16 protein-coding genes are annotated in these 20335 nt (G+C 64.3%); 2 read left to right on the top strand and 14 right to left on the bottom strand.

The annotated features are described in order from the left end of the window. The first annotated feature begins 3 nt into the window (after positions 1–3). Positions 4–2628 carry a U32 family peptidase gene (locus K0B96_RS02010; protein ID WP_345779919.1) on the top strand — a complete coding sequence of 875 codons (2625 nt, stop codon included), beginning with the start codon at positions 4–6 and terminating at the stop codon, positions 2626–2628. A 39-nt stretch (positions 2629–2667) separates the two neighbouring features. On the opposite strand, the gene K0B96_RS02005 is transcribed toward K0B96_RS02010, so the two are convergent. From K0B96_RS02005 to K0B96_RS01990, 4 genes are all read right to left on the bottom strand, one after another. Continuing rightward, positions 2668–2886 (bottom strand): DUF3185 family protein, encoded by a 219-nt coding sequence (locus K0B96_RS02005; protein WP_220163254.1) that lies wholly within the window; start codon positions 2884–2886, stop codon positions 2668–2670. An 11-nt stretch (positions 2887–2897) separates the two neighbouring features. Beyond that, positions 2898–3233, bottom strand: a complete 336-nt coding sequence (locus K0B96_RS02000) for an ElaB/YgaM/YqjD family protein (RefSeq protein ID WP_220163252.1) — start codon at positions 3231–3233, stop codon at positions 2898–2900. Positions 3234–3299: 66 nt separating this feature from the next. Beyond that, entirely contained in the window at positions 3300–5123 is a 1824-nt protein-coding gene (locus K0B96_RS01995; RefSeq protein WP_220163250.1) for a sensor histidine kinase, read from the bottom strand. 13 nt (positions 5124–5136) lie between these two features. After that, positions 5137–6471, bottom strand: coding sequence for a sigma-54-dependent transcriptional regulator (locus K0B96_RS01990; protein WP_220163248.1), 1335 nt, complete (start codon positions 6469–6471; stop codon positions 5137–5139). Positions 6472–6999: 528 nt separating this feature from the next. On the opposite strand from K0B96_RS01990, the gene K0B96_RS01985 reads away from it, so the two are divergent. Further along, entirely contained in the window at positions 7000–8232 is a 1233-nt protein-coding gene (locus K0B96_RS01985; RefSeq protein WP_220163246.1) for a nucleoside monophosphate kinase, read from the top strand. Positions 8233–8311: 79 nt separating this feature from the next. Here the strand turns inward: K0B96_RS01985 and K0B96_RS01980 are convergent, their stop codons facing one another. The 10 genes from K0B96_RS01980 to K0B96_RS01935 form a co-directional block, all read right to left on the bottom strand. Continuing rightward, positions 8312–9529: an ABC transporter permease gene (locus K0B96_RS01980; RefSeq protein WP_255558809.1), complete on the bottom strand. Its 1218-nt coding sequence runs from the start codon at positions 9527–9529 to the stop codon at positions 8312–8314. Positions 9530–9565: 36 nt separating this feature from the next. Continuing rightward, positions 9566–10819: an ABC transporter permease gene (locus tag K0B96_RS01975; RefSeq protein WP_220163242.1), complete on the bottom strand. Its 1254-nt coding sequence runs from the start codon at positions 10817–10819 to the stop codon at positions 9566–9568. A gap of 4 nt (positions 10820–10823) precedes the next feature. Continuing rightward, complete coding sequence (locus K0B96_RS01970) at positions 10824–11561, bottom strand: ABC transporter ATP-binding protein (RefSeq protein ID WP_220163240.1); 738 nt, start codon at positions 11559–11561, stop codon at positions 10824–10826. Positions 11562–11610: 49 nt separating this feature from the next. After that, entirely contained in the window at positions 11611–12999 is a 1389-nt protein-coding gene (locus tag K0B96_RS01965) for an efflux RND transporter periplasmic adaptor subunit (protein WP_220163237.1), read from the bottom strand. 409 nt (positions 13000–13408) lie between these two features. Continuing rightward, positions 13409–14224, bottom strand: a complete 816-nt coding sequence (locus K0B96_RS01960) for a TonB-dependent receptor plug domain-containing protein (protein WP_220163235.1) — start codon at positions 14222–14224, stop codon at positions 13409–13411. A 258-nt stretch (positions 14225–14482) separates the two neighbouring features. Then, positions 14483–15292: a LytR/AlgR family response regulator transcription factor gene (locus tag K0B96_RS01955; protein WP_220163226.1), complete on the bottom strand. Its 810-nt coding sequence runs from the start codon at positions 15290–15292 to the stop codon at positions 14483–14485. Next, entirely contained in the window at positions 15289–16356 is a 1068-nt protein-coding gene (locus tag K0B96_RS01950; RefSeq protein WP_220163224.1) for a sensor histidine kinase, read from the bottom strand. Before K0B96_RS01950 ends, K0B96_RS01955 begins: the two co-directional genes overlap by 4 nt. Before the next feature lie 136 nt (positions 16357–16492). Continuing rightward, complete coding sequence (ppgK, locus tag K0B96_RS01945) at positions 16493–17239, bottom strand: polyphosphate--glucose phosphotransferase (protein ID WP_220163222.1); 747 nt, start codon at positions 17237–17239, stop codon at positions 16493–16495. A 26-nt stretch (positions 17240–17265) separates the two neighbouring features. Continuing rightward, positions 17266–17769, bottom strand: a complete 504-nt coding sequence (locus K0B96_RS01940; RefSeq protein WP_255558805.1) for an FKBP-type peptidyl-prolyl cis-trans isomerase — start codon at positions 17767–17769, stop codon at positions 17266–17268. 27 nt (positions 17770–17796) lie between these two features. After that, positions 17797–20328 carry an ABC transporter permease gene (locus K0B96_RS01935; RefSeq protein ID WP_220163220.1) on the bottom strand — a complete coding sequence of 844 codons (2532 nt, stop codon included), beginning with the start codon at positions 20326–20328 and terminating at the stop codon, positions 17797–17799. Between the last annotated feature and the right edge of the window lie 7 nt (positions 20329–20335).

Here is a 20335-nt window from a genome sequence, read left to right as displayed (position 1 = left end):
GCCATGCCCGCCGCCCAACCTCTCGCTGCTTCCGTCCCCGCCGTCGCTCCCGCGCTGGCTCGACCGGAATTGCTGGCGCCTGCCGGCGATTGGGAATGCGCGCGCGCCGCGGTCGAAAACGGCGCCGACGCCATCTACTTCGGCCTCGAGCGCTTCAACGCCCGGATGCGCGCACACAACTTCACGCACGCCGATCTGCCCGCGTTGATGGCATTCCTGCATCAACGAGGCGTGCGCGGCTACGTCACGTTCAACACCCTCGTCTTCGCCGATGAACTGGCCGCCGCCGAGGAATATCTCCGCGTGATCATCGCCGCCGGCGTCGACGCCGCGATCGTGCAGGACATCGGTATCTGCCGGCTGATCCGCCAACTTTCGCCTGATTTTCCGATCCACTGCTCAACGCAGATGACGATCACGAGCGCCGCGGGCGTCGCCTTCGCCCGGGACCTCGGCGCGCAACTCGTCGTGCTCGCCCGCGAAAACTCCCTCGCCGACATTGCGAAGATCCGCGCAGGCGGAGAGGCCACGTCGACGTCGTTGCCGCTCGAAGTGTTCGTGCACGGCGCGCTGTGCGTTGCCTACTCCGGCCAGTGCCTCACGAGTGAATCGCTCGGCGGGCGTTCGGCCAATCGCGGCGAATGCGCCCAAGCGTGCCGCCTGCCTTACGAACTCATTGCCGATGGCGAGAAGGTCGATCTCGGCGATCGCCGCTACTTGCTGAGTCCGCAGGATCTCGCGGGGATCGACGTTCTGCCCGATCTCGTGCGGGCCGGCGTGGCGTCGCTGAAAATCGAAGGCCGTCTCAAGTCTCCGGAATACGTTGCGAGTATCACGCGCGTCTATCGCACCGCGCTCGACCGCGTGCTCGGGGCGCCGACCGCCGCCGCCACTCCGCGCGCGCCGGAATCTGCCAGCCCCGCCGCGGCTGACCCGCACTACGAACTGCAAATGGCGTTTTCGCGTGGCCTCTACACCGGATGGTTTCGCGGCATCGACAACCAAGCGCTCGCTCATGCCCGCTTCGGCACCAAACGCGGCGTGTTTCTGGGCACCGTCGCGCACGTGGGACGCGAGACTGTCTCCCTCCGTCTCGCCGCTCCGCTCAAGCCGGGCGACGGCATCGTCTTCGATGCTGGTCGGCCCGACGAACGCGAAGAAGGCGGCCGCGTATATCAAGTCGTTGTCGCTGGCGACGAAGCCACGCTGCATTTCGGCCACGGCGACATTGATTGGCGGCGCGTGCAGGCGGGACAACGCGTCTGGAAGACCAGCGATCCTGCACTTGAGCGGGAACTGCACGCCACCTTTGCCGGCGAACAAATTCGTTTTCAACGGCCCCTGCACCTCGAAGTCCACGGCCGCGCCGGCACGCCCTTGACCCTCATCGCGCGCGATGGTCGCGGCCATGTCGCCAAAGTCGCGTCCGCGCTGCCCCTCACTCCTGCCGACAAACAACCGCTGAAGCTCGAGCGCCTGCGCCACCAACTCGGCCGCTTGGGCGGCACGCCGTTTACTCTCGGCGATTTCTCCTCCCTGCTCGAAGGCGACGTCATTCTGCCGGTCAGCGAACTTAATCGCCTGCGTCGCGAAGTCGTCGCGGAGCTCGACCGCCAACGGGCCGCGCCGCCCCGCTGGACGCTCGTCGAAGCGGCCTCCCGCGCGACGTCGTGGTCGGCCTCGACTCCCCCGCGGGCCGCATCAGCACCCGTCGCCACCCAGAGCGCTGCAGACGGCCCCGATGTCGTCGCCGTCATTCGCCTGCCCGAACAACTGGAGGCGGCGTGGTCGGCCGGCGTGCGCACCCTCTATTGCGAATTCGAAAACCCGAAGCACTACCGCACCACTGTCGCGCGCTTCCGCGAATTGCAGGCCACCGATCCTTGGTCCGACCGATCCGCGTCCTCGATCTGGGCCAGCGCGCCACGCGTCTTCAAACCCGGCGAAGAATGGATCCTGCAACAAGTGCGCTCCTGCGCCGCCGACGGCTACCTCGTGCGGAATTACGATCACCTCGCGTTCTTCGCCGCGGACCGCAAACGCGGGGACTTTTCTCTCAACGTCGCCAACCCGCTCACCGCCGATTATTTCCTCGCCCGTTTCGGCCTGGAGCGCGTGACCGCGAGCTACGATCTCAACCTCGCGCAACTCGAAGCGCTGCTGCAATCCGCGCCCGGCGCTTCGTTCGACATCACGCTGCATCAGCACATGCCGATGTTTCACATGGAGCACTGCGTGTTCTGCGCGTTCCTTTCCGACGGCAAAGATTATCGCGACTGCGGACGCCCCTGCGAAACGCACCGCGTTGCCCTGCGCGACCGCGTCGGAGCCGAACTTCCGCTCAAGGCCGACGCCGGCTGCCGCAACACCGTTTACAACAACCGCGCCCAAACCGGCGCTGAATATGCCTCGCGCTTGATTGCGCTCGGCGCGCGGCATTTTCGCATCGAATTCGTCAACGAATCCGCCGACGAAGTCGCCCGCACGCTCGGTCGCTATCAACAACTGCTCCGCGGCGAAATTTCCGGCGCGGAGCTTTGGCGGGAACTACGGTTGATCAACCAGCTCGGCGTCACGCGCGGCCAGATGGAAACCGCACCGCAGCTCTTGTCGCGCCCGCACAGTTGAGCGTCGCGGCTGCGCGTGGCGCCGCGACGGCCCCACCGGTTAGCGGCGCTTCAACGCGACCACGGCGCCAAGGACGACCAGGACGCCTCCGCCGACCAAGTAAAGCGTGTGGTTCGCCACGTGCGTGCCGCCGTCGACACTGTTGGCCACTTTCGTGCTGGCCGTGTCGAGCTTGCCGGCGAGCGAGTCCTCTCGTTGAAACCCTTTATATAAAAGGAACGCGCCGCCGAGGATAAGGATGATGCCGAGGATTCTCATGGGAGTAAAATTTAGTCGCGGCAGCGGCGGCTCACCAAAGCGCCGATCAACAGGCCGGCGCCGAGCGCCACTCCCATCGTCGTGTAAGGATGCGTGCGAATCGCGTCATCGGTCGTGCGCGCGCCGGCCACCACTTTTTCACGGGCGCGGCCGTAGAGTTCTTCGATTTTTTCTTTCGTCGACTCCAAGCGATCGCGCAGCTCGGCCAAGCCGCGGCTGGCGCTCGAACCGAGACGCGAACTGAGCGTTTTCTCGGCTTCGGCAATCAACGCGCGGAGGTTCGCAGCGAGTTCCTCCGGGAGTTCATGAGTGGATGACGCAGGCGGCGTGGCAGTGGATGAGTGCATAATATCAATATGGAACGTGGCCGCTGTGCAGAGTTCCCGCGCGCGCGGCCGCTTCCTTTGCGTGTTTCAGCCGGCGGGAATCTCGGCGGTCGCCGGTGCGAGCGGCAGGATGAAATGAAACTCCGCGCCTCCGTCCGGGCCGTTCGCACACGCAATGCTTCCGCCGTGCGCCACTACGATCTCGCGCGCGATCGCCAGCCCCAGGCCCTCGCCGGGTTTCTGCTGGCCTGGCGCGCGGTAAAAGCGATCGAACACCCGCGCCACGCTCTCTTCGGGGATGCCTGGTCCTTCATCGCGCACGGCGAATCGCACGAAGCCACCCGGCGCTTCTTCCGCGCGCAATGTCACCTGCCCGCCGCGCGGCGAATACTTGGAAGCGTTGGTCAACAGATTCAAAAAAACGTGGCGGATCCGCGCGACATCCACGTGCAGAGGCAGTTCCCGCGTCGCCGCGTCGACCTCCACCGCGAGCGTCTGGCCCGCCGTGCCCACATAGGAGGTCACCTCGCCCGCCACTTCATCGAGCAGCGTCCCCACGTCGCAATCCGTCCGCTCGAGCGTCGACGCCCCGGCCTCCAGTCGCGTGAGGTCGAGCAGATTGTCGAGGATGCGCAGCAACCGGTCCGCGTCGTCGCGCGCGCCTTCGACGAGTTCGCGCTGCTGCGGCGAGAACCCGTCAAGATTGCCCTCCAGCAACAGGTAAACCGCCATGCGCAGACTCGTCAGTGGCGTTTTCAGCTCATGACTCACCGTGCCAACGAGATTGGTTTTCGCATCGTCGAGCAGCCGAAATTTGGTGACGTCCTGCAGAATGATCGCGGCCCCGCGAAACTGCGTGAGTTCGTCGCCAATCGCCAGAATCCGCGGCAGGTAGTGCCGGTCTTCCCGGTCCACCCGCAGGGTGAGCACGCGCGCATAATCGGTTGGCAGGTAGTGCTGGCCGGTTTGCAGCACGCGTTGCAACGGCTCCTGCAATTCGGGCGGATACGTGTCGCCCAGTTGCGCCGCGCGCCCGAGTTGTTCGGCGGCGGCATTGCGAATCTCCGTCTCACCGCTGCCCGTGACGACGAAGAGCGGGTCCGGTGCGGAGGCGAGCGTGGCCTCCATCGTGCGTTGCGTCCGCAAGACTTTCGCGACGGTCGCCTCACGATATGCACGCAGCTTCGCCGCCATCGTATTGAAGGCCCGCGCCAGTTGGCCGAGTTCATCGGCCGAAAATTCCGGCACCGTGCGATCGAGGTCGCCTTCGCCGAGCGCCACGGCGGAGGCGGTCAGCAGATTGATCGGTTGCAACAGTGAAGCCGCCAGCCGCCACGCCAGAAACAGCGAGAGCAGAAACGCGGAGGCGATCGTGATCAACAGCACCCGCTCCGTCGTCGCCGCCAGCCGGCCGGCATGAGCCGCCGCCGTTTGCGCGGCGGCGAAATCGCGCTGCGTGAGCTCCTCGATCGCATTCAGCACGCGGTAGAGCGCCGTCTCGCTTTCCTTCACTGCCGGTAGCGAACCTGTGCCGCCGAGCTTGAGGATTTCGTTGCTCACCGAGGAGAAATCGTCGAACGCGCGGTCCACCGCCTCGATCAAGCCGATCCGCGGAGTGCCCGCCGCCACCGCCGATTGCTCCATCAACTCGCGCGTAAACGCGGAGCGTTGCTCATCGAAATCCCGCCGCGCCTTGAGCAGATCACCGCGCTGCGCCGTGGTCAGCGCCCCCGTCATCATCGTGGCGGCGAACCGCATCCGCTGACACGCGAGCACGGTGCGGTAGTTGACCACCAGTTCGCGTTGCAACGATCCGGCAAGATGCCGTGAAACGAGAATCGCGTAGCTGCCCGTGCCGACCAACAACAGCACCAACGGCAGCAACCCCAGGTAAAGACGCGTGCGCAGCATGACGCGAATCCCGCTAGATCAGACCGAGTTTCTGGCGCTTGCGATAGAGCGTCGCCGGATCGATGCCGAGGGTCTTGGCGGCATCGTCGAGATTGCGCGCACTCTGCAGCACGCGCCGGATATGCTCCCCCTCCAGGTCGTCCAGCGATACCCGCGAACCAACGGTGATCACGGCTGACGCCGGCCCGTGAAATTGCTCCGGCAGGTCGTTGAGCTCGATCGTGTCGCCGGGCGCAAGAATCACCGCGCGCTCGATCACGTTGCGCAATTCCCGCAAATTGCCGGGCCACTCGTAACCGGCAAACGCCGCCGCCACCACCGGCGAAAATGCCTTCACCGGCTTGCCCAGACTCGCCGCAAAGAACGCTAGGTAGTTGGCCGCAAAGCGCTGCAGGTCGCCCGGCCGCTCGCGCAACCCCGGCAACGTGACGCTGATCACGTTGAGCCGGTAGAAAAGATCTTCGCGGAAGCGGCCCGCCTTCACCTCCTCGGCGAGGGCGCGGTTCGTCGCCGCGATGAGACGCACGTTGGCATGACGCGGCTTCGTTTCGCCGACGCGTTCGTATTCGCGTTCCTGTAACAGCCGCAGGAGCTTCGGCTGAATCTCCAGCGGAATTTCGCCAATCTCGTCGAGGAACAACGTCCCGCCTTCCGCGGCCGCCACTTTGCCGATCGTGTCGGTGATCGCGCCTGTAAATGCGCCCTTCACATGGCCGAAGAGTTCACTCTCCAGCAATTCGCGCGAAAGACTCGGGCAATGCACGGTCACAAACGCCGCGTCGCGTTGTGCGCTGCGGCGATGCACCTCGCGCGCCAGCACGCTTTTGCCCGTCCCGCTCGGGCCGAGGATCAGGATGGTGGCGTTGGATTCGGCCGCTTTGAACGCGATCTGCAACGCGCGTTGCGGGCCCGGTTCCGCCGACGAGACATCGATCGCGGGTGCCTCGCTCGCAATCTGCGCCTCGAGTTGCTCCACGCGGGTTTCCAAGGCCCGCGTTTTCGTCACCTTCCCGAGGACGCCGCGGATCTGCTCCGGCGTGAACGGCTTGGGGATGAAATCAAACGCCCCGCGTCGCATCGCCTCGACCGCTGTCGCCACATTCGCGTAAGCGGTGAACATCACGACGGCCAGCGACGGCGCGACGGCCAGCAGGCGTTGCAGGACCTCCAGCCCATCGTCCTGCCCGAGTTTTACATCGAGGAAGCACACGTCGAACGGCGTCTCTTCGACCGCCTTCAAGGCACGCGCAGCGTTGGGGGCTTCGACCCCCGCATGGCCCGCCGCCTCCACCGCAATCCGGGTTGTTCGGCGAATGGCGGGCTCGTCATCGACAATGAGAACACGCATCGAAAAAAGGGGCTCGTAGAGAAAACTGTAAACCAAGGCGGGGCCGCCTTTCGACGACCCCGCCAGGTCCAGCTTCAACTAAGCAGGCACGCGGGGTTCCGCGCACCATGCGGTCAAAACCGACCACACCGCCCCGGCGAAGTTCCGCCGGGGCGGCTGGTCTCGATACTGCGCGCCACAGAGCACGCAGGACGCGAAATTTTCCAGCGGAGCGAAAGGAAATGGCGGCGAAAGAACAGGCCTCGTGGCCACCGTCTGTTCTGCCCAACCCGTGCCAACACCGTTCGCGTAATCCGCCGTCTCTCTGCGGCAAGCAGTTGCACATCGCGGCGCCCGCGCCGCCCCAAACCTTCGTGCGATTTGCAGGAATCCCCCGCCGCCGCTCCCCGAACTTTGCAAGGCCCGCCGGCCGGCCACCCGTCCGCGCACCGCCGCGCGCCGCGTGACCGCCGGGCGTTTTTATTTGCTCGGCGACGAAATTCTGTTGTCCACACGCCTGCGGTTCGCGTCTTAACTCCCCTCCTTCCGATGCCCACTTCAGCCAGCCCCACTCCCGCGTCCACTCCTCCGCTCGCCCAAAGCAGCGCGGTCAAAATGAACGACTTGGAGATCAAGGACGCCCAATTGATCTTCAACGCGGCGTGGCACGACTTGGAGTCGGATTTCGGCCGCGAAAACATGCGGTTTCCGAAGGAAATCATTCTCCTCGGCGGCGCGCCCGGTGCGGGCAAAGGCACCAACACCCAGTTTATCGCCAAGACGCGCGGCCTCACCTGCCCCCCGGTGGTGATGAGCGCCCTGCTCGATTCCCCCGAAGCCAAAGCGCTCAAGGATGCAGGCAGCATGGTCGGCGATCGCGAGGTCGTTGCGCTCCTGCTCCGGGAATTGATGAAGCCGATGTATCGCGACGGGGTGATCCTCGACGGCTTCCCGCGCACGCGCGTGCAGGTTGAGTGCCTCACGCTGCTCGTCGAAAAAATGCACGAGCTTCGCCGTGAATTCTACGGAACGCCGCTGGGCATCCATTTCCGGCTCCCGACGATTCATATCATGGTGTTGTTCGTCGACGAAAAGGAATCCGTCGCGCGGCAACTCAAGCGCGGTCGTGAAAGCCGCCTCCACAACGCGGAGGTGCAGCGCACCGGCGTTGGCTCCCTGGTCGAGGAACGCGCCACCGATTTCGACGAAGCCCTCGCACGACGCCGCTACCGGGTCTTCAAAGAGCAAACCTGGGACGCGCTTCAGTCGCTCAAGGAGATTTTCCATTACCACTTCGTCAATGCCCAAGGGGCGATCGAAGAGGTTGAGCAAAACATCATCAAGGAGCTCGAATATCAAAGCACCCTCGAGCTCGATCCACGCACCGTCGATCGCCTGCGCCGCGTGCCCGTCGCCAGCGACATCACCATCCATGCGCGGCAGGAACTCGTGAAACGCCTCGATGGCTACGAGTTTGGCCAACCCGAGCTGCTCGCGAAGGTGGTGACCTTCATCGAACAAAAGGTTGTGCCGATCGTTTTGCGGCATGCGATCTCCGGCGTGGCGTTGATCAACACTGAAGATCCGGTGCTCGACGACCCGCTCGCCCTCGCGATGCTGATCGATGTGTTTTCCGAGCGCGGCTACCATGCCGTCGTCGATCTGCACCGCATCGAAGTCCCGGAACGCTTCGATCTCCAAACGGGCGCCATCAAGTGCCGCATCAAAAAAGTATTCCGCGTCCAAATCCGCTTCCCCGGCTCCGAAATCCGGCGCGGCTGACGCGGCGCAACATTAGTCCGTCGCGGCGCTTCTTGCCGCACCGGGCACAAGCGGACGCGCCGTTCAGCGCGCCACCGCTTTATTCGTAACGCAGCGCCTCGATCGGATCCAGCGAGGCCGCCTTCCACGCCGGATAGAAGCCAAAGCCAACGCCGATCCCCGAACACACGGCCAATCCGATCGCCGCCCAATCCCATGGGAAAACGATCGACGCTTTCAGCAGCACCGCGACGCCGTTGCCCACGCAAATGCCCAGCAGGATGCCCGCGAGGCCACCCGCCAGTGAAATCACCACGGACTCCACGAGAAACTGCGTCAGCACGCTTTTCTTTCGCGCGCCGATCGACTTGCGAATGCCGATCTCCTTCGTGCGCTCCGTCACGCTGACGAGCATGATGTTCATGATCCCGACTCCCGCCGCGAGAAGCGCGATCGCGCTGATCACCAGTGCTCCCGCCCGCACGGCGTCCGCAATCTTCGCAAACGCCGCGATGAGTGAGTCGTTCGAATACAGCTCAAAATCATTCTCATCCTCCGGCTGCAACCCGCGCACGATGCGCATCGCCGTGATCGCCTTGTCGATCGTCTCATTATACATCGTCTGCGACGGCGCCTGCGTGGCGATGTTCACGGTCACGCCCTCCGAGCCGAAATCGCTCAGGTAGCGGGTGATCGGCACGATCAGAATGTCGTCCTGACTTTGCCCGAAAGCACTCCCCTTCGGCGCAAACGTGCCGATGACCGTGTAGGTGCGCCCGCTGATTTTGATGACCTTCCCGAGTGGCGACTCCGTGGGGAAAAGCTTCTGCACGATGGTCTGGCCGATGATCACAACCGGCCGCCCGAGATCGACGTCGCCCGCCGTGAGGTTTCTCCCCGTCTCGATCGAATACTGATTCGCCGTGATGAAATGCTCGTTGCTCCCGCCAAAGGTCAGCCCCGGCGTCGTCTTGCGGTTCTCGTAAACCGCTTGGGCGCTCCCATCCTGGTTGAACACCTTCAGGCAGATCACATCGCTCGTGCCCTCCATCAGCTTCATGTAGCGCTGAGCCTCATCGAGGGTGATGTCGCGCCGCATTTGATACTTCCGTCGATCCTGCCCGCCGGACGAAATCCCCGTCGGCCATTTCGCGAACTGAAACATGTTGGTGCCGAGGAAACTCAATCCGGTCTCGATCGAGCCGCGCAACGCCGAGACCGTCGTCATCACGCCGATCACCGAGAACACCCCGATGGTGATGCCCGCCATCGTCAAAATCGAGCGGAGCTTGTTCGCTCCGAGCGACCGGAACGCCATTCGTAAAATTTCGCCAAATAACATAGCTGGCCTTGGTTATTCGTAACGCAACGCCACCACCGGATCGAGCCGCGACGCGATCCAAGCCGGCCAGGAACCCGACGCGATACCGGTGACGATCGATACCACCATGCTGACGACGACCAGTCCCGAGGAAAATGCCACCGGCAGGCTCGGCATCGCCTTCTGGATTGCGAACGTCAGCCCTGCCGCCACGCCCAGCCCCACGGCGCCGCCGATCAGACAGATCGCCACCGCCTCAATGAGAAATTGCTGCATGATCGTCGTGCGCCGGGCACCCAGCGCCTTCCTTGTGCCGATCTCCTTCGTGCGCTCCTTCACGCTCACAAAAGTGATGTTCATGATGCCGATTGCTCCGACAAACAGGGACAATCCCGTGATGAACAATCCGGCGAACGCGATGCCCGACTTGATGGGATCGAGCTGCGCCTTGAACGCTTCCTGCTGGTTGATCGAAAAATTGTCCCGCTCACCCGGCAATTGCCCCCGCACGCGCCGCATCGCGCCCACGAGCTCCTCCGTCGCCTCCGCCATCCGTGTCTTGTCCCGCACCTTCACGCGCAGCTCGGCGCCGCGCCCGCCCAGCCCAAAATATTTCAGATAGGCCCGCAGCGGCATGAGGGCCTGCGTATCCATGCTGAACAAACCGAGGAACGAGCCCTGCTTCGCCAGCACCCCGATCACCGTGAAGGGTTGCCCGCGGATCAACACCGTCTCGCCCATCGCCGACCGCTCCGGAAACAACGCCGTGGCCACGTCGAGACCGAGCACGCACACCTGCCGGCCCGCCGCCGCCTCCGTTTCGGTGAACAGCCGCCCCTCACTGAAATCCGCCGTCATCAACCGCGCGTAGTCCGCTGTCGTGCCAAAAGTGAAGACTCCGCTCACCTGCTTGTTGCCCGCCTTGACGGCTGAGCCTCGCGCCACCACCGGCACCGCCACGTCCAGCAGCGAATTCGGCATCGTTTCGAAAATCCGGTTCAGCTTGTCCGCATCCTCCGGCCGGATGATCGGCCGGTTTTCGTAGTTCCACCAATCCTCGACGTTGTGCCACGGCCATTTTTGCACATACAGCACGTCGTCGCCCAGCAACGCCAGGCTGCGTTGAAACCCGATGTCGATGCCTTTGATCGCGGTCCCCATCAACGTCACCGCCACGATCCCGATGATCACGCCGAGGGCCGTGAGCACCGACCGCATCTTGTTCGCCCTGATCTGCGCGAAGGCGATGCGGAACGATTCGGTGAGCTCGTAAAGGATCCGCTTCATGGCCTCACCTCACCACGCCATCGCTCTCGATCAACCCATCCCGCAGCCGCACGATCCGGCGCGCATGCCGGGCGATGTCCTCTTCGTGCGTCACCACGATGATCGTGTTGCCCTGCGCATACAATTCCTCGAACAACGCCATGATTTCCACGCCGGTCCGTGAATCGAGGTTTCCGGTCGGCTCGTCAGCCAGGATGATCGACGGCCGGTTCACCAGCGCCCGCGCGATCGCCACGCGCTGCCGCTGACCACCCGAGAGTTCATTGGGCCGGTGATGGAGGCGATTGCCCAGGCCGACGTGCTCGAGGGCCTGCACCGCACGTTCCCTGCGCTCGGCCGGCGCCACGCCCGCGTAGATCAATGGCAGCTCCACGTTGTGCAACGAATCCGACCGCGGCAGAAGATTGAATGTCTGGAAGACAAACCCGATCTCGCGGTTGCGGATGTCGGCCAGCTCGTCATCCACCATCGTCGCCACGTTCCGGCCGTTGAAATTGTAGTGCCCCGCTGTCGGCGTATCCAGGCAACCGAGCATGTTCATGAGCGTCGACTTGCCCGAGCCCGACGGACCCATGATCGCGAGGTATTCGTTACGGCGGATTTCCAATGAGACGCCACGCAGCGCGTGGATGATCTCCGCGCCCATCTTGTAAAGTTTTGTGACATCGCGGATCTCGATGACCAAGGCGCCAGGATCGCGCCGCACGCGCGATCCTGTATCGGGAGGAGCGGAAGGTGTCATGATGAACGGCTCACCCACGCCGCCCGGCTGAACCGGCGGCGCGGCGGTGTTATTTCGTCTCGGGGTTCTTCTTGGCCTTTTCGATGTGCACTTTCGTGCCATCCTTCAATTTCCGGCTGATCGCCGCGTAAGTGCCGGAGACGACTTCCTCGCCCGCCTTCACCCCGCTTTTGACCTCGATGTCGGTATTGTCGGCGATGCCCGTTTCAACCTTGCGCATCTTCACATGGTCGCCCTCGCGGATGAAAACCACGCGCTCCAGCTTATCGCGGTTGCGCCGCGCTTCGTCCTTCTCGTCTTTTACTTCGAGCGCGTTGCCGGATTTCTCCTGCGCATCTTTCGCGCGTTTTTGCTGCAACTCGTCGGAGGTCAGGCCGCCTTCGGCCCGCACGGTCACACTCTGAATCGGCACCGCGACCACATCGCGGGCCGTCTGCGTCTCAATGTCGGCCGTCGCACTCATGCCGGGCCGCAGTTGGACGTCGCGATCCGCGATGCGGATTTTCACCAGAAAATTCGTCACCTCATCACTCACCGTCGCCGCTGCCTGCGACGAGCTGCCCGAACCGCCGCCGCCTGCGTTCAAGGCGGAATTGCTGATCTCCTTCACGACGCCGGAAAACCGCCGCCCGGGGTAGGCGTCGATCTGGATGTTGGCGTGGTCGTTGATCTTCACGTTCACGATGTCGTTCTCGTTCACCTTTACGCGCACTTCCATGTTGCTGAGCTCGGCGACGCGCATGATTTCGGTGCCCGCAAACTGGCCGCCGCCAATGACGCGCTCGCCCACCTCGCTCGTGAGGGAGCTGATCGTCCCATTCATCGGCGAGTAAATCGTCGTCTTGCTGAGCTGATCTTGCGCCTGCTTGACGACACCTTGGGTGATCAAAATCTGCGCCTCGGCGTTATCCACATTCGCCTGGGCCACATCGAGCGCCGTCTGCGCGACGGTGTAGTCAGAGTCAGAAATCAGTTTCTTCTTATAGAGGTCCGCGCTGCGCTCGAAGTCCGCCTTCGCCTTGACGAGCTGCGCGTTGGTCTGCACCGCCATGGCGTTCGCGCCGACGAGCGCCGCCTGTTGCTGGTCGGCAAACGCCTGGTAATAATCCGGCTTAATTTTCACCAAGACATCGCCCTTCTTCACGCGGGCACCTTCCTTGAAGGGGATCGCGATGATCTCACCACCCACTTCCGGCGAGATCTTCACCTCGATCTCGGGCTGCACTTTGCCGGTCGCCGTGACGAGCTGCGTGATCGTCTTGACCACGGCTTTTTCCGTCGTCACCGGCACGCCGGCATCACCCTTGCCTCGCTTGGCGACGGCAATGGCAACGATTCCAATGACCACGATGGCGGCACCGACGATCCACCAAAGAGAGCGGGATTTCTTGCGGCGCGGCACCGGCTGGACGGGGCTCGGAGAGGAGGCGGGATTCATAATTCGATCGGAAGGGGAAACGTGCGGTTATGGACACTGGGCGAGAGATGGCAAGCGGTCGTCCGCGGGCACAAAAAAGTGGAGGGGCCCACAACGACCCCTCCACAACACCACTGACAAACTATGAACGACTGACCGATTGCCCGGTTCACCCGTCAGGCGAGCACCGCGGCGGCGATCCGCCCCCCGCTTTGCGAGCGAGAAGGAAGAGGCGACGACGGGCGCTTGCGACGACGGAAAAACCACGGACATGGACCCACAACACGTCCTGCCCGCGAAAAGTTACATCAATCTTTGATAAACGGATGCGCCGGGGGATGAGCGGAGCCCGCCTCAGTCCGGGCCCGCTTCACCTGCCACCCCGGGACGGACCCTGCCAACCGCAGCGGCGGCGCATCGACGCCCGGCCTCAACACGACGGGCCGCCCGGAGCGGTCTGCACCGCCCCGGGAAACGTCGAGGTCTTGCCCATGTGGTCCGCGGAAAAGTCCCGCTCACTTTGGAAGTGCGAATCCAATTTCACCCATTCAGCCGACATCGTGATGTCCGTCTGCCCGGCCCGCGCACCCATGATCGAGCGCGCCAGTCGCTCCGCCCAGTGCGCCTTTTGCGTCGCCCCCCGGTAGCCGCCGCCGATCTCCGCTCCGGCGAAATCCTTCTTCAAAATGATGTTCACGACTCCGGAAACCGCGTCCGAACCATACACCGTCGAAGCACCATCGCTCAGGACCTCAATCCGCTCCACGGCGGAAACCGGAATCGAGTTCACATCGACAAACGTGAACCCGCCCGTCGCTGCCACCGGCGCAAACGCCGCCCGGCGCCCATCGATCAAAACCAAAGTCTGCACGTTCCCGGGGCGCAGTTGCGAACCGCCATTGGTCGAACCGCCGCCGATATTCGCGTTCGACGCCCCCCGATTCCCGTTGCCGATAAACTGCGGCACCGTGCGCCGGATCACCGCCAGCAGGTCGCCGCTCTCCCCGCTCGCTTCGATCTTCGCCTTCGAGATCACCTGCACGGGGATCGCCGGAGCTTCCGCGGCATACGGAATGAAACGGCCCGTCGTCACGTATTTCTCCAACGCCAACGGTTCGTCGGCAGTGGCCGAGATGTCGGTGCCTTGGGCGGTTGCGGCGAGCGCCGGCAAAGTCAGCAGGCTCAACCAGAGCGCCGCTCGCACGGGGGTGTTCTTCCCGCGACTTCCCAACATGTGGTCGTTCATCGTTGTTCGGTTTGAGTTGTAAAGCCGACGCCGACAGGCGGCGGACTGGACTTGTCGTGCGCGAGCAACCGCCATCGCCAAATTCGCTCAATGCCAATGCGACCGACGCCGCCGCCCCTGCGCCGGATGAACGTCAATTCGCGCCCAAATTTTCCTCCTCGCCCCCGTGTCATACGACCAACCGCTGACTCGCGCGCCCAGTCGCGCGCGGCGTGCGATGAACCTCGCGATCGGTCCGCCGACGCGCGGCGCCGACCGCTACCGCGTCTCCTTCAGCAACGGCGCGATCCGCGCGTGATAGCCGCGGCTCAACTTCAATTTCGTGCCATCTTGCAGCACCACCACGTATTCCCCGCCAAACGCCGGCGTCAGCTTTCTCAACCGGTCCACATTCACGATCGTCGAACGATGGATGCGGATGAATTTTTCCGCGTCCAGTCGCGCCTCGAGCCGCGCCATCGTCTCGCGCATCAGGTGCGCCCGGCCGGCGACGTGAAACTTCATGTAATCCCCTTCTGCTTCGATCCAGTCGATCTCGCTGGCTTTGAGGAAAAATATCTCGCCCGCCGACTTCACCAGGATCCGGTCAGGCGTGCGCTCCGGCCCCTCGCTGCGGGCTGCCTCCAAAAAACTCAGCAACTGCGAGAGCCGCGCGTTGACGCCCTCCGCTTCGCGCCGCCGCACGTCCGCCTTCGCCCGCTCCAGAGCCGCCCGGAAGCGTTCGTCGTCGTAGGGCTTCAGCAGATAATCGATCGCATTCACCTCAAACGCCCGCAGCGCATATTCGTCGTAGGCCGTTACAAATATCACCGCCGGCGCGTTGGCGACCCCCACGGCGCGCAACACCTCGAAGCCATCGCCACCCGGCATCTGCACATCCAGAAATGCCAGATCGGGCTTCTGGTCCGAAATGAGCGCCACTGCCTCCGGACCGTCGATGGCCTCGCCCACCACCTCAACCTCACCATCGCGTTCCAAGAGCAGGCGCACGCCCCGGCGGGCGGCCGGCTCGTCATCGGCGATCACCGCGCGCAGGCGGGACCGAGGGAGCGGAGCATGTGTTTTCATGAGCGAAAAGGCATGACGATGTGCACCCTCACCCCGTGACCCGGTTCGCTCCGCACCGTGAGCTGGGCCCGCACGCCGTAGGTTTTTATCAGCCGGTCGCGGGTGTTGCTGAGGCCGACGCCCTCCCTCGTGCGTCCTCGTTCCGCATCGGCGATTCCCGGGCCGTCGTCCTCGACCGTCAGGTGCAGCCGGTCACCCGTCACCCGGCCGCCGATCCGCACGCGCCCGGGCCCGCTCTTGGCGGCCACGCCGTGCAAAATCGCGTTCTCGACCAGCGGCTGTAGAATCAAATTCGGAATCCGGGCCGCGAGCGCCACCGGCTCCACCGCCAAATCGACCAGCAAGCGGTCCGAGAAACGCGCCTTTTGGATCTCGATGTAGCGGTCGAGGAAATCCAACTCCTGTTGCAACGTCGTCTCCGGAGTGCGCGTCGCCTCGAGCGACAACCGCAGCAGCGAACTCAGCCGCGCCAGCAACGTCACCGCCTCGTCGTGCCGCCCTTCCCGGATGAGCACGGCGATCGTGTTCATCGTATTGAAGAGAAAGTGCGGGTGCAGTTGCTCCCGCAGCGCCTTCAGTTCGGTCTCGATCAACCGCGTCTCCAACTGCGCGGCACGCAGTTCCTCGCTCTTGTATTTCTGGTGAATTTCCCAGCTATAGCCGAACGCCAGCACGAGCCAGTAATAGGCCATGTCGATCAGGTTGCGCCCATAGAAACTGTGCAACGCTGTGGGCCAGAAATCCTCGGCCCAGAATACGCTGATCGCAAAAATGCGCCCCAGATAAAACACCAGCATGACCGTCGCGCTCATCGCCAAGTGAAACGCCACGCCTCCCGCCCAGTGCCCGCGACTCAGCGGCATCCTCACCCGCATCTGCAGGATCAGTGGTGCCAGTAAAGCCCACATCACCGCCCGGCCAAATTGCGGGATCGCCGCCGCGCCCACCGCGTCGACATGCGGCGTTTCGACCAGAAGATTGAAGTAAACCTCGGTCGAAAGCAGCAACCCCACCAACCCCCATCCCACCAGCAGCAGCGAATACTTTATCCAACGGTTTTGCACGGCGCGCGTCCGTGCTTCATCGCCGCCGCCCCCGGCCGACTCAAGCGCATTACCCGCTTATGCGATGAACCCGTCTCCCGCGGCGACGAAGCGCCCTTCCCGTGCGACGAGCCGCGGCTGGCCGACCTGCTTCCGCTCACGCTCCGCGCTGGCCCTCCGCCCACAACGCCGCGCCCACGATTCCAGCTTCGTTCAAAAACTCCGCGGGCACCACCTTCGCGCGCGTTTTCAAAAAATGAAAATACTTCCGGTGCTTCGCGCTCACGCCGCCGCCGATGATGATCAACTCCGGCCAGAGGATCCGCTCCAAAACACCCAGATAGTCGCTCAGCCGCCCCGCCCACTCCTCCCAGTCCAAATTGAGATCCTTGCGGGCCGCGCCCGACATGAATTTCTCCGCCGACTTCCCGCGCGTCCATGGCAGATGCCCCAGCTCACTGTTCTGGTAAAGCGCGCCGCCACAAAACAACGCCGACCCGATTCCCGTCCCCAACGTCAGCAGCAGCACCGTGCCCGGCCGCCCGCGGCCCGCGCCAAACTTCACTTCCGCGAGCCCCGCGGCATCCGCATCGTTCACGAGATTCACCGGCCGCTTCGTCGCCTGCTCAAACAAAGTCCGCCCGTCACAGCCGATGAAATCCGGATGCAGATTGGCCGATGTCAGGATGCGCGGCCCGTGCACCACGCCCGGGAAACCGATGCCGATCCGCCCGCGCCACCGGAAATGCGCCACGATTTCCCCCACCACCGCCGCCAGTTCCGCAGGCGGCAACACCGTCGGCGTCGCCACGCGGCAGCGCTCCGCGAGCAACTGCCCCGTCGTCGTCTCCACCGGCGCGCCCTTGACCGCCGAACCGCCAATATCGATGCCGAGGATCTTCATGAGATAAAATTCGTCACCCGCGTCCGCTATTCGGCGCAACCCGCCGCGCCGTCTCCGCCGTGCGCGTGACCGTGTTGCAACTCCGCCTCCGTCGCCCGCCGCACCGCGACCACCTCGACGTCAAATGTCAGCTCCACGCCCGCCAGCGGATGGTTCGCGTCCAGCGTCACTCGATCATCCTCGATGTGCACCACCGTCACCACCGGCGCAAAACGATCCTCGCCCGCCTGAAATTGATCGCCCACGTGCAGTTCCCCGTCGATCGGCAACTGTGCGCGCGGCACCTGTTGCACCTGCTCCGGATCGCGTTCGCCGTAAGCCTTCGCCGGCGGCACCACGAGCCGTTGTTTTTCCCCGGCGACAGCGGCGCGCAACTGTTCGTCCACGCCGTCGATCACCTGCCCCGCCCCTTCCAAATAAGTCACCGGCTCGCCGCCGGCCGAGGTGTCGAGCACCCGGCCCGATGGATCACGAAGAGTGTAGTGAAAGGTGACGACGCGGCGCATGAGAAATAAGGAAGCGGCAACCATGCGGACAATTCGCCCCGCGTAAAGGACTCACACTTCCTGCCGCAAGACTTCGAGCGGCGGATGCGTTGCGAGCCCGCGGCTCGACCACACTCCCGTCAGCAGCGTCACGACCACGACGCCCACTCCCGCCACCGCAAGCGCACCCGGCGAAATCGCCGCCGTCGTCTCGAAAACATACTTTGCGAGCAACGCGTTTGCCCCCACCGCGAGCCCGCCTCCGAGTATCGCCGCCAGCGCGCCGAGCGCCGCGTATTCCACCAACTGGATTTGCCCGAGCTGCCGCTGCGACGCCCCGAGGGTCCGCAGCAGCACCGTCTCCCGAATGCGTTGATACCGTCCGGTCAGCACCGCGCCCGCCAGCACCACGAGCCCCGTGGCCACCGTGAACAACGCCATGAATTCGATCACCAGCGCCACCTTCGAGAAGATGCTGTCGAGCGTCTGCACGAGCGTCGCGAGATCGATCGCACTCACGTTGGGCAGCGCGTGCACGACCACTTGTTGCAGCCGCGCCGAATCCGCCGGCGTCGCGGCATGGGCCGCCGCCAGATAGAATTTCGGCGCGCCCTCCAGCACGCCCAGCGGAAACACCACGAAGAAATTCGGCTCCAACCGCCGCCATTCCACCGTCCGCAAGCTCGTCACCCGCGTCTTCAACGGCACGCCTTGCACATCCCATTCGATCTCGTCGCCGAGTTTCACGTGCATGTCTTTCGCCAGATCCTGCTCCAGCGAAATCGGGATCACCGCCACGTCCGCCGCCACCTGCCCGCTGAATTTCCCCGCCACGAGTTTCTCCGTCTCGCTCAACTCGCCCCGATACGTCGAACGATACTCCCGCCGCAACGTCCAGTTGGCCACCGGCGACGTCCGGTCTTTCAGCATCTCCGCCACCGGCCGCCCCCGCACCGCGGCCACTTTCATTGTCACGATCGGCGCCGTCCGCAGCAGCGGCATTTTTTCGCGCTCCGCCAGCTCGCGCAACGTCGCCACTTGATCGTCCTGCACGTCCAGAAACATCAAGTTCGGCTGCCCGCCTTCGCCGGAAATCTTCAACTCCTGCAGCAACGTCGTGCGACTCAGATAAAGCGTCAGCATCAGAAACGTCCCCAGCCCGAGCGATACCAACAGCAGCACCGTGCGGTTGTTGGGCCGGTGCAGATTCGCGATGCCCTGGCGCACCACATACGGCAACCCGCGTGGCCGCCAGCGTTTCGCGGCCCACGCCACGCCGCGCGCCGCGCCCCACAGCACGCCGAAACCCACCGCAAGCGACCCCGCAAATCCCACCCCAAGCGCGATGCTCCGCGTCTGCCACAACGCGAAACCCCACACCGCGCCCCCGATCGCGACCCCGATCGTGATTCGCCACGGATCCGGCGCCCGCTTGGCCGGCTCCGCCAACGCCGACCGCAACGCCGCCAACGGCGAAACCCGCCGCACCGCCAGCAGCGGCAACAGCGCAAACAGCACGCAAATCACAAAACCCGCCGCCATCCCCCGCCCCACCGCCGGCCACGCGATGAAGAAATCCATCCGCCACGGCAGCCAGTCCTGCACGAGCCCCGGCAGCAGCCTTTGCACCCCGATGCCCAACGCCGCCCCGAGCACCGCCCCGAGCGCACCCAACGCGCACCCCTGCACGACATATACCGCGAAACTCTGCCGCGCCGACGCGCCCAGACACCGCAAAATCGCCACCGTCGTGATCTTTTGCTGCACGTAAACATGGATCGCGCTCGCCACTCCGATCGCACCGAGGAACAGCGCGATGAAACCCACGAGACTCAGGAAACCGTAGATGTTGGTCAGTGCTCGCCCCAGCTGGCGCTGACGCATCGCGACCGTCTCGACCGACAACCGTTGCTCCGGAAAACGCTCGCGCAACTCTCGCGCGACCGCCTCCGCATCGCGCCCCGCCGGCAGCTTGAGCATGACGCGATGCCGCACGAGACTGCCCGGCCCCGCGAGGCCCGTCGCCTCCAGCCGCCCCAGCGGGAAAAACGCCCGCGGCGCCAGCATCGCCACCGCCGCGTTTTCGCCCGCGACTTTCGTCACCGCCCCCGCGACTTCAAACCTCTCTTTCCCGAGCTTCACGTGATCGCCCATCTTCACGTTAAATTGCGGCAGCAGCGTGGCCTCGAGGATCACCACCTTCTCGCCCCGCCGCAGCCGTGCCAGGGCGTTCGCCGGCTCCGTGTCGAACTCCCCGTAAAACGGGAACGCGCCCTCGATCGCGCGCGCCTGCACCAACCGCGTCGCGCCCCCCGCCGTGGGAAACACCATCATTGAACTGGCGGAAACCTCACGCGCCTCCTCGCCGCCGAGCGTCTGGAGAAAAGCCTCCACCGCCGGCGTAAACGCCACCCGCGACGTCACGATCAAGTCCGCGCCGAGGAGCGCCTTCGTCTGCTCTGCCATGCCCCGCGACAGATTCGCGCTGAACGAACCGATGGCCACGAGCGCCGCGATCCCGAGCACAACCGACAACGAAAAAAGCGCCAGCCGCCCCCGTGCCCGCCGCGAATCCCGCCACGCCATTTTGAGAATAAAATTCATGCCGCCG

The sequence above is a fragment of the Horticoccus luteus genome, from assembly GCF_019464535.1.
Classification (GTDB): domain Bacteria; phylum Verrucomicrobiota; class Verrucomicrobiia; order Opitutales; family Opitutaceae; genus Horticoccus; species Horticoccus luteus.
This window is presented reverse-complemented; position numbering and strand designations above follow the sequence as displayed.

Coding starts and splice junctions, on each gene's coding strand:
- K0B96_RS02010 (WP_345779919.1), top strand. CDS start 4: ATGCCCGCCGCCCAACCTCTCGCTGCTTCCGTCCCCGCCGTCGCTCCC.
- ppgK (WP_220163222.1), bottom strand. CDS start 17,239: ATGAAGATCCTCGGCATCGATATTGGCGGTTCGGCGGTCAAGGGCGCG.
- K0B96_RS01935 (WP_220163220.1), bottom strand. CDS start 20,328: ATGAATTTTATTCTCAAAATGGCGTGGCGGGATTCGCGGCGGGCACGG.
- K0B96_RS01960 (WP_220163235.1), bottom strand. CDS start 14,224: ATGAACGACCACATGTTGGGAAGTCGCGGGAAGAACACCCCCGTGCGA.
- K0B96_RS01995 (WP_220163250.1), bottom strand. CDS start 5,123: ATGCTGCGCACGCGTCTTTACCTGGGGTTGCTGCCGTTGGTGCTGTTG.
- K0B96_RS02000 (WP_220163252.1), bottom strand. CDS start 3,233: ATGCACTCATCCACTGCCACGCCGCCTGCGTCATCCACTCATGAACTC.
- K0B96_RS01975 (WP_220163242.1), bottom strand. CDS start 10,819: ATGAAGCGGATCCTTTACGAGCTCACCGAATCGTTCCGCATCGCCTTC.
- K0B96_RS01940 (WP_255558805.1), bottom strand. CDS start 17,769: ATGGTTGCCGCTTCCTTATTTCTCATGCGCCGCGTCGTCACCTTTCAC.
- K0B96_RS01990 (WP_220163248.1), bottom strand. CDS start 6,471: ATGCGTGTTCTCATTGTCGATGACGAGCCCGCCATTCGCCGAACAACC.
- K0B96_RS02005 (WP_220163254.1), bottom strand. CDS start 2,886: ATGAGAATCCTCGGCATCATCCTTATCCTCGGCGGCGCGTTCCTTTTA.
- K0B96_RS01985 (WP_220163246.1), top strand. CDS start 7,000: ATGCCCACTTCAGCCAGCCCCACTCCCGCGTCCACTCCTCCGCTCGCC.
- K0B96_RS01965 (WP_220163237.1), bottom strand. CDS start 12,999: ATGAATCCCGCCTCCTCTCCGAGCCCCGTCCAGCCGGTGCCGCGCCGC.
- K0B96_RS01955 (WP_220163226.1), bottom strand. CDS start 15,292: ATGAAAACACATGCTCCGCTCCCTCGGTCCCGCCTGCGCGCGGTGATC.
- K0B96_RS01970 (WP_220163240.1), bottom strand. CDS start 11,561: ATGACACCTTCCGCTCCTCCCGATACAGGATCGCGCGTGCGGCGCGAT.
- K0B96_RS01980 (WP_255558809.1), bottom strand. CDS start 9,529: ATGGCGTTCCGGTCGCTCGGAGCGAACAAGCTCCGCTCGATTTTGACG.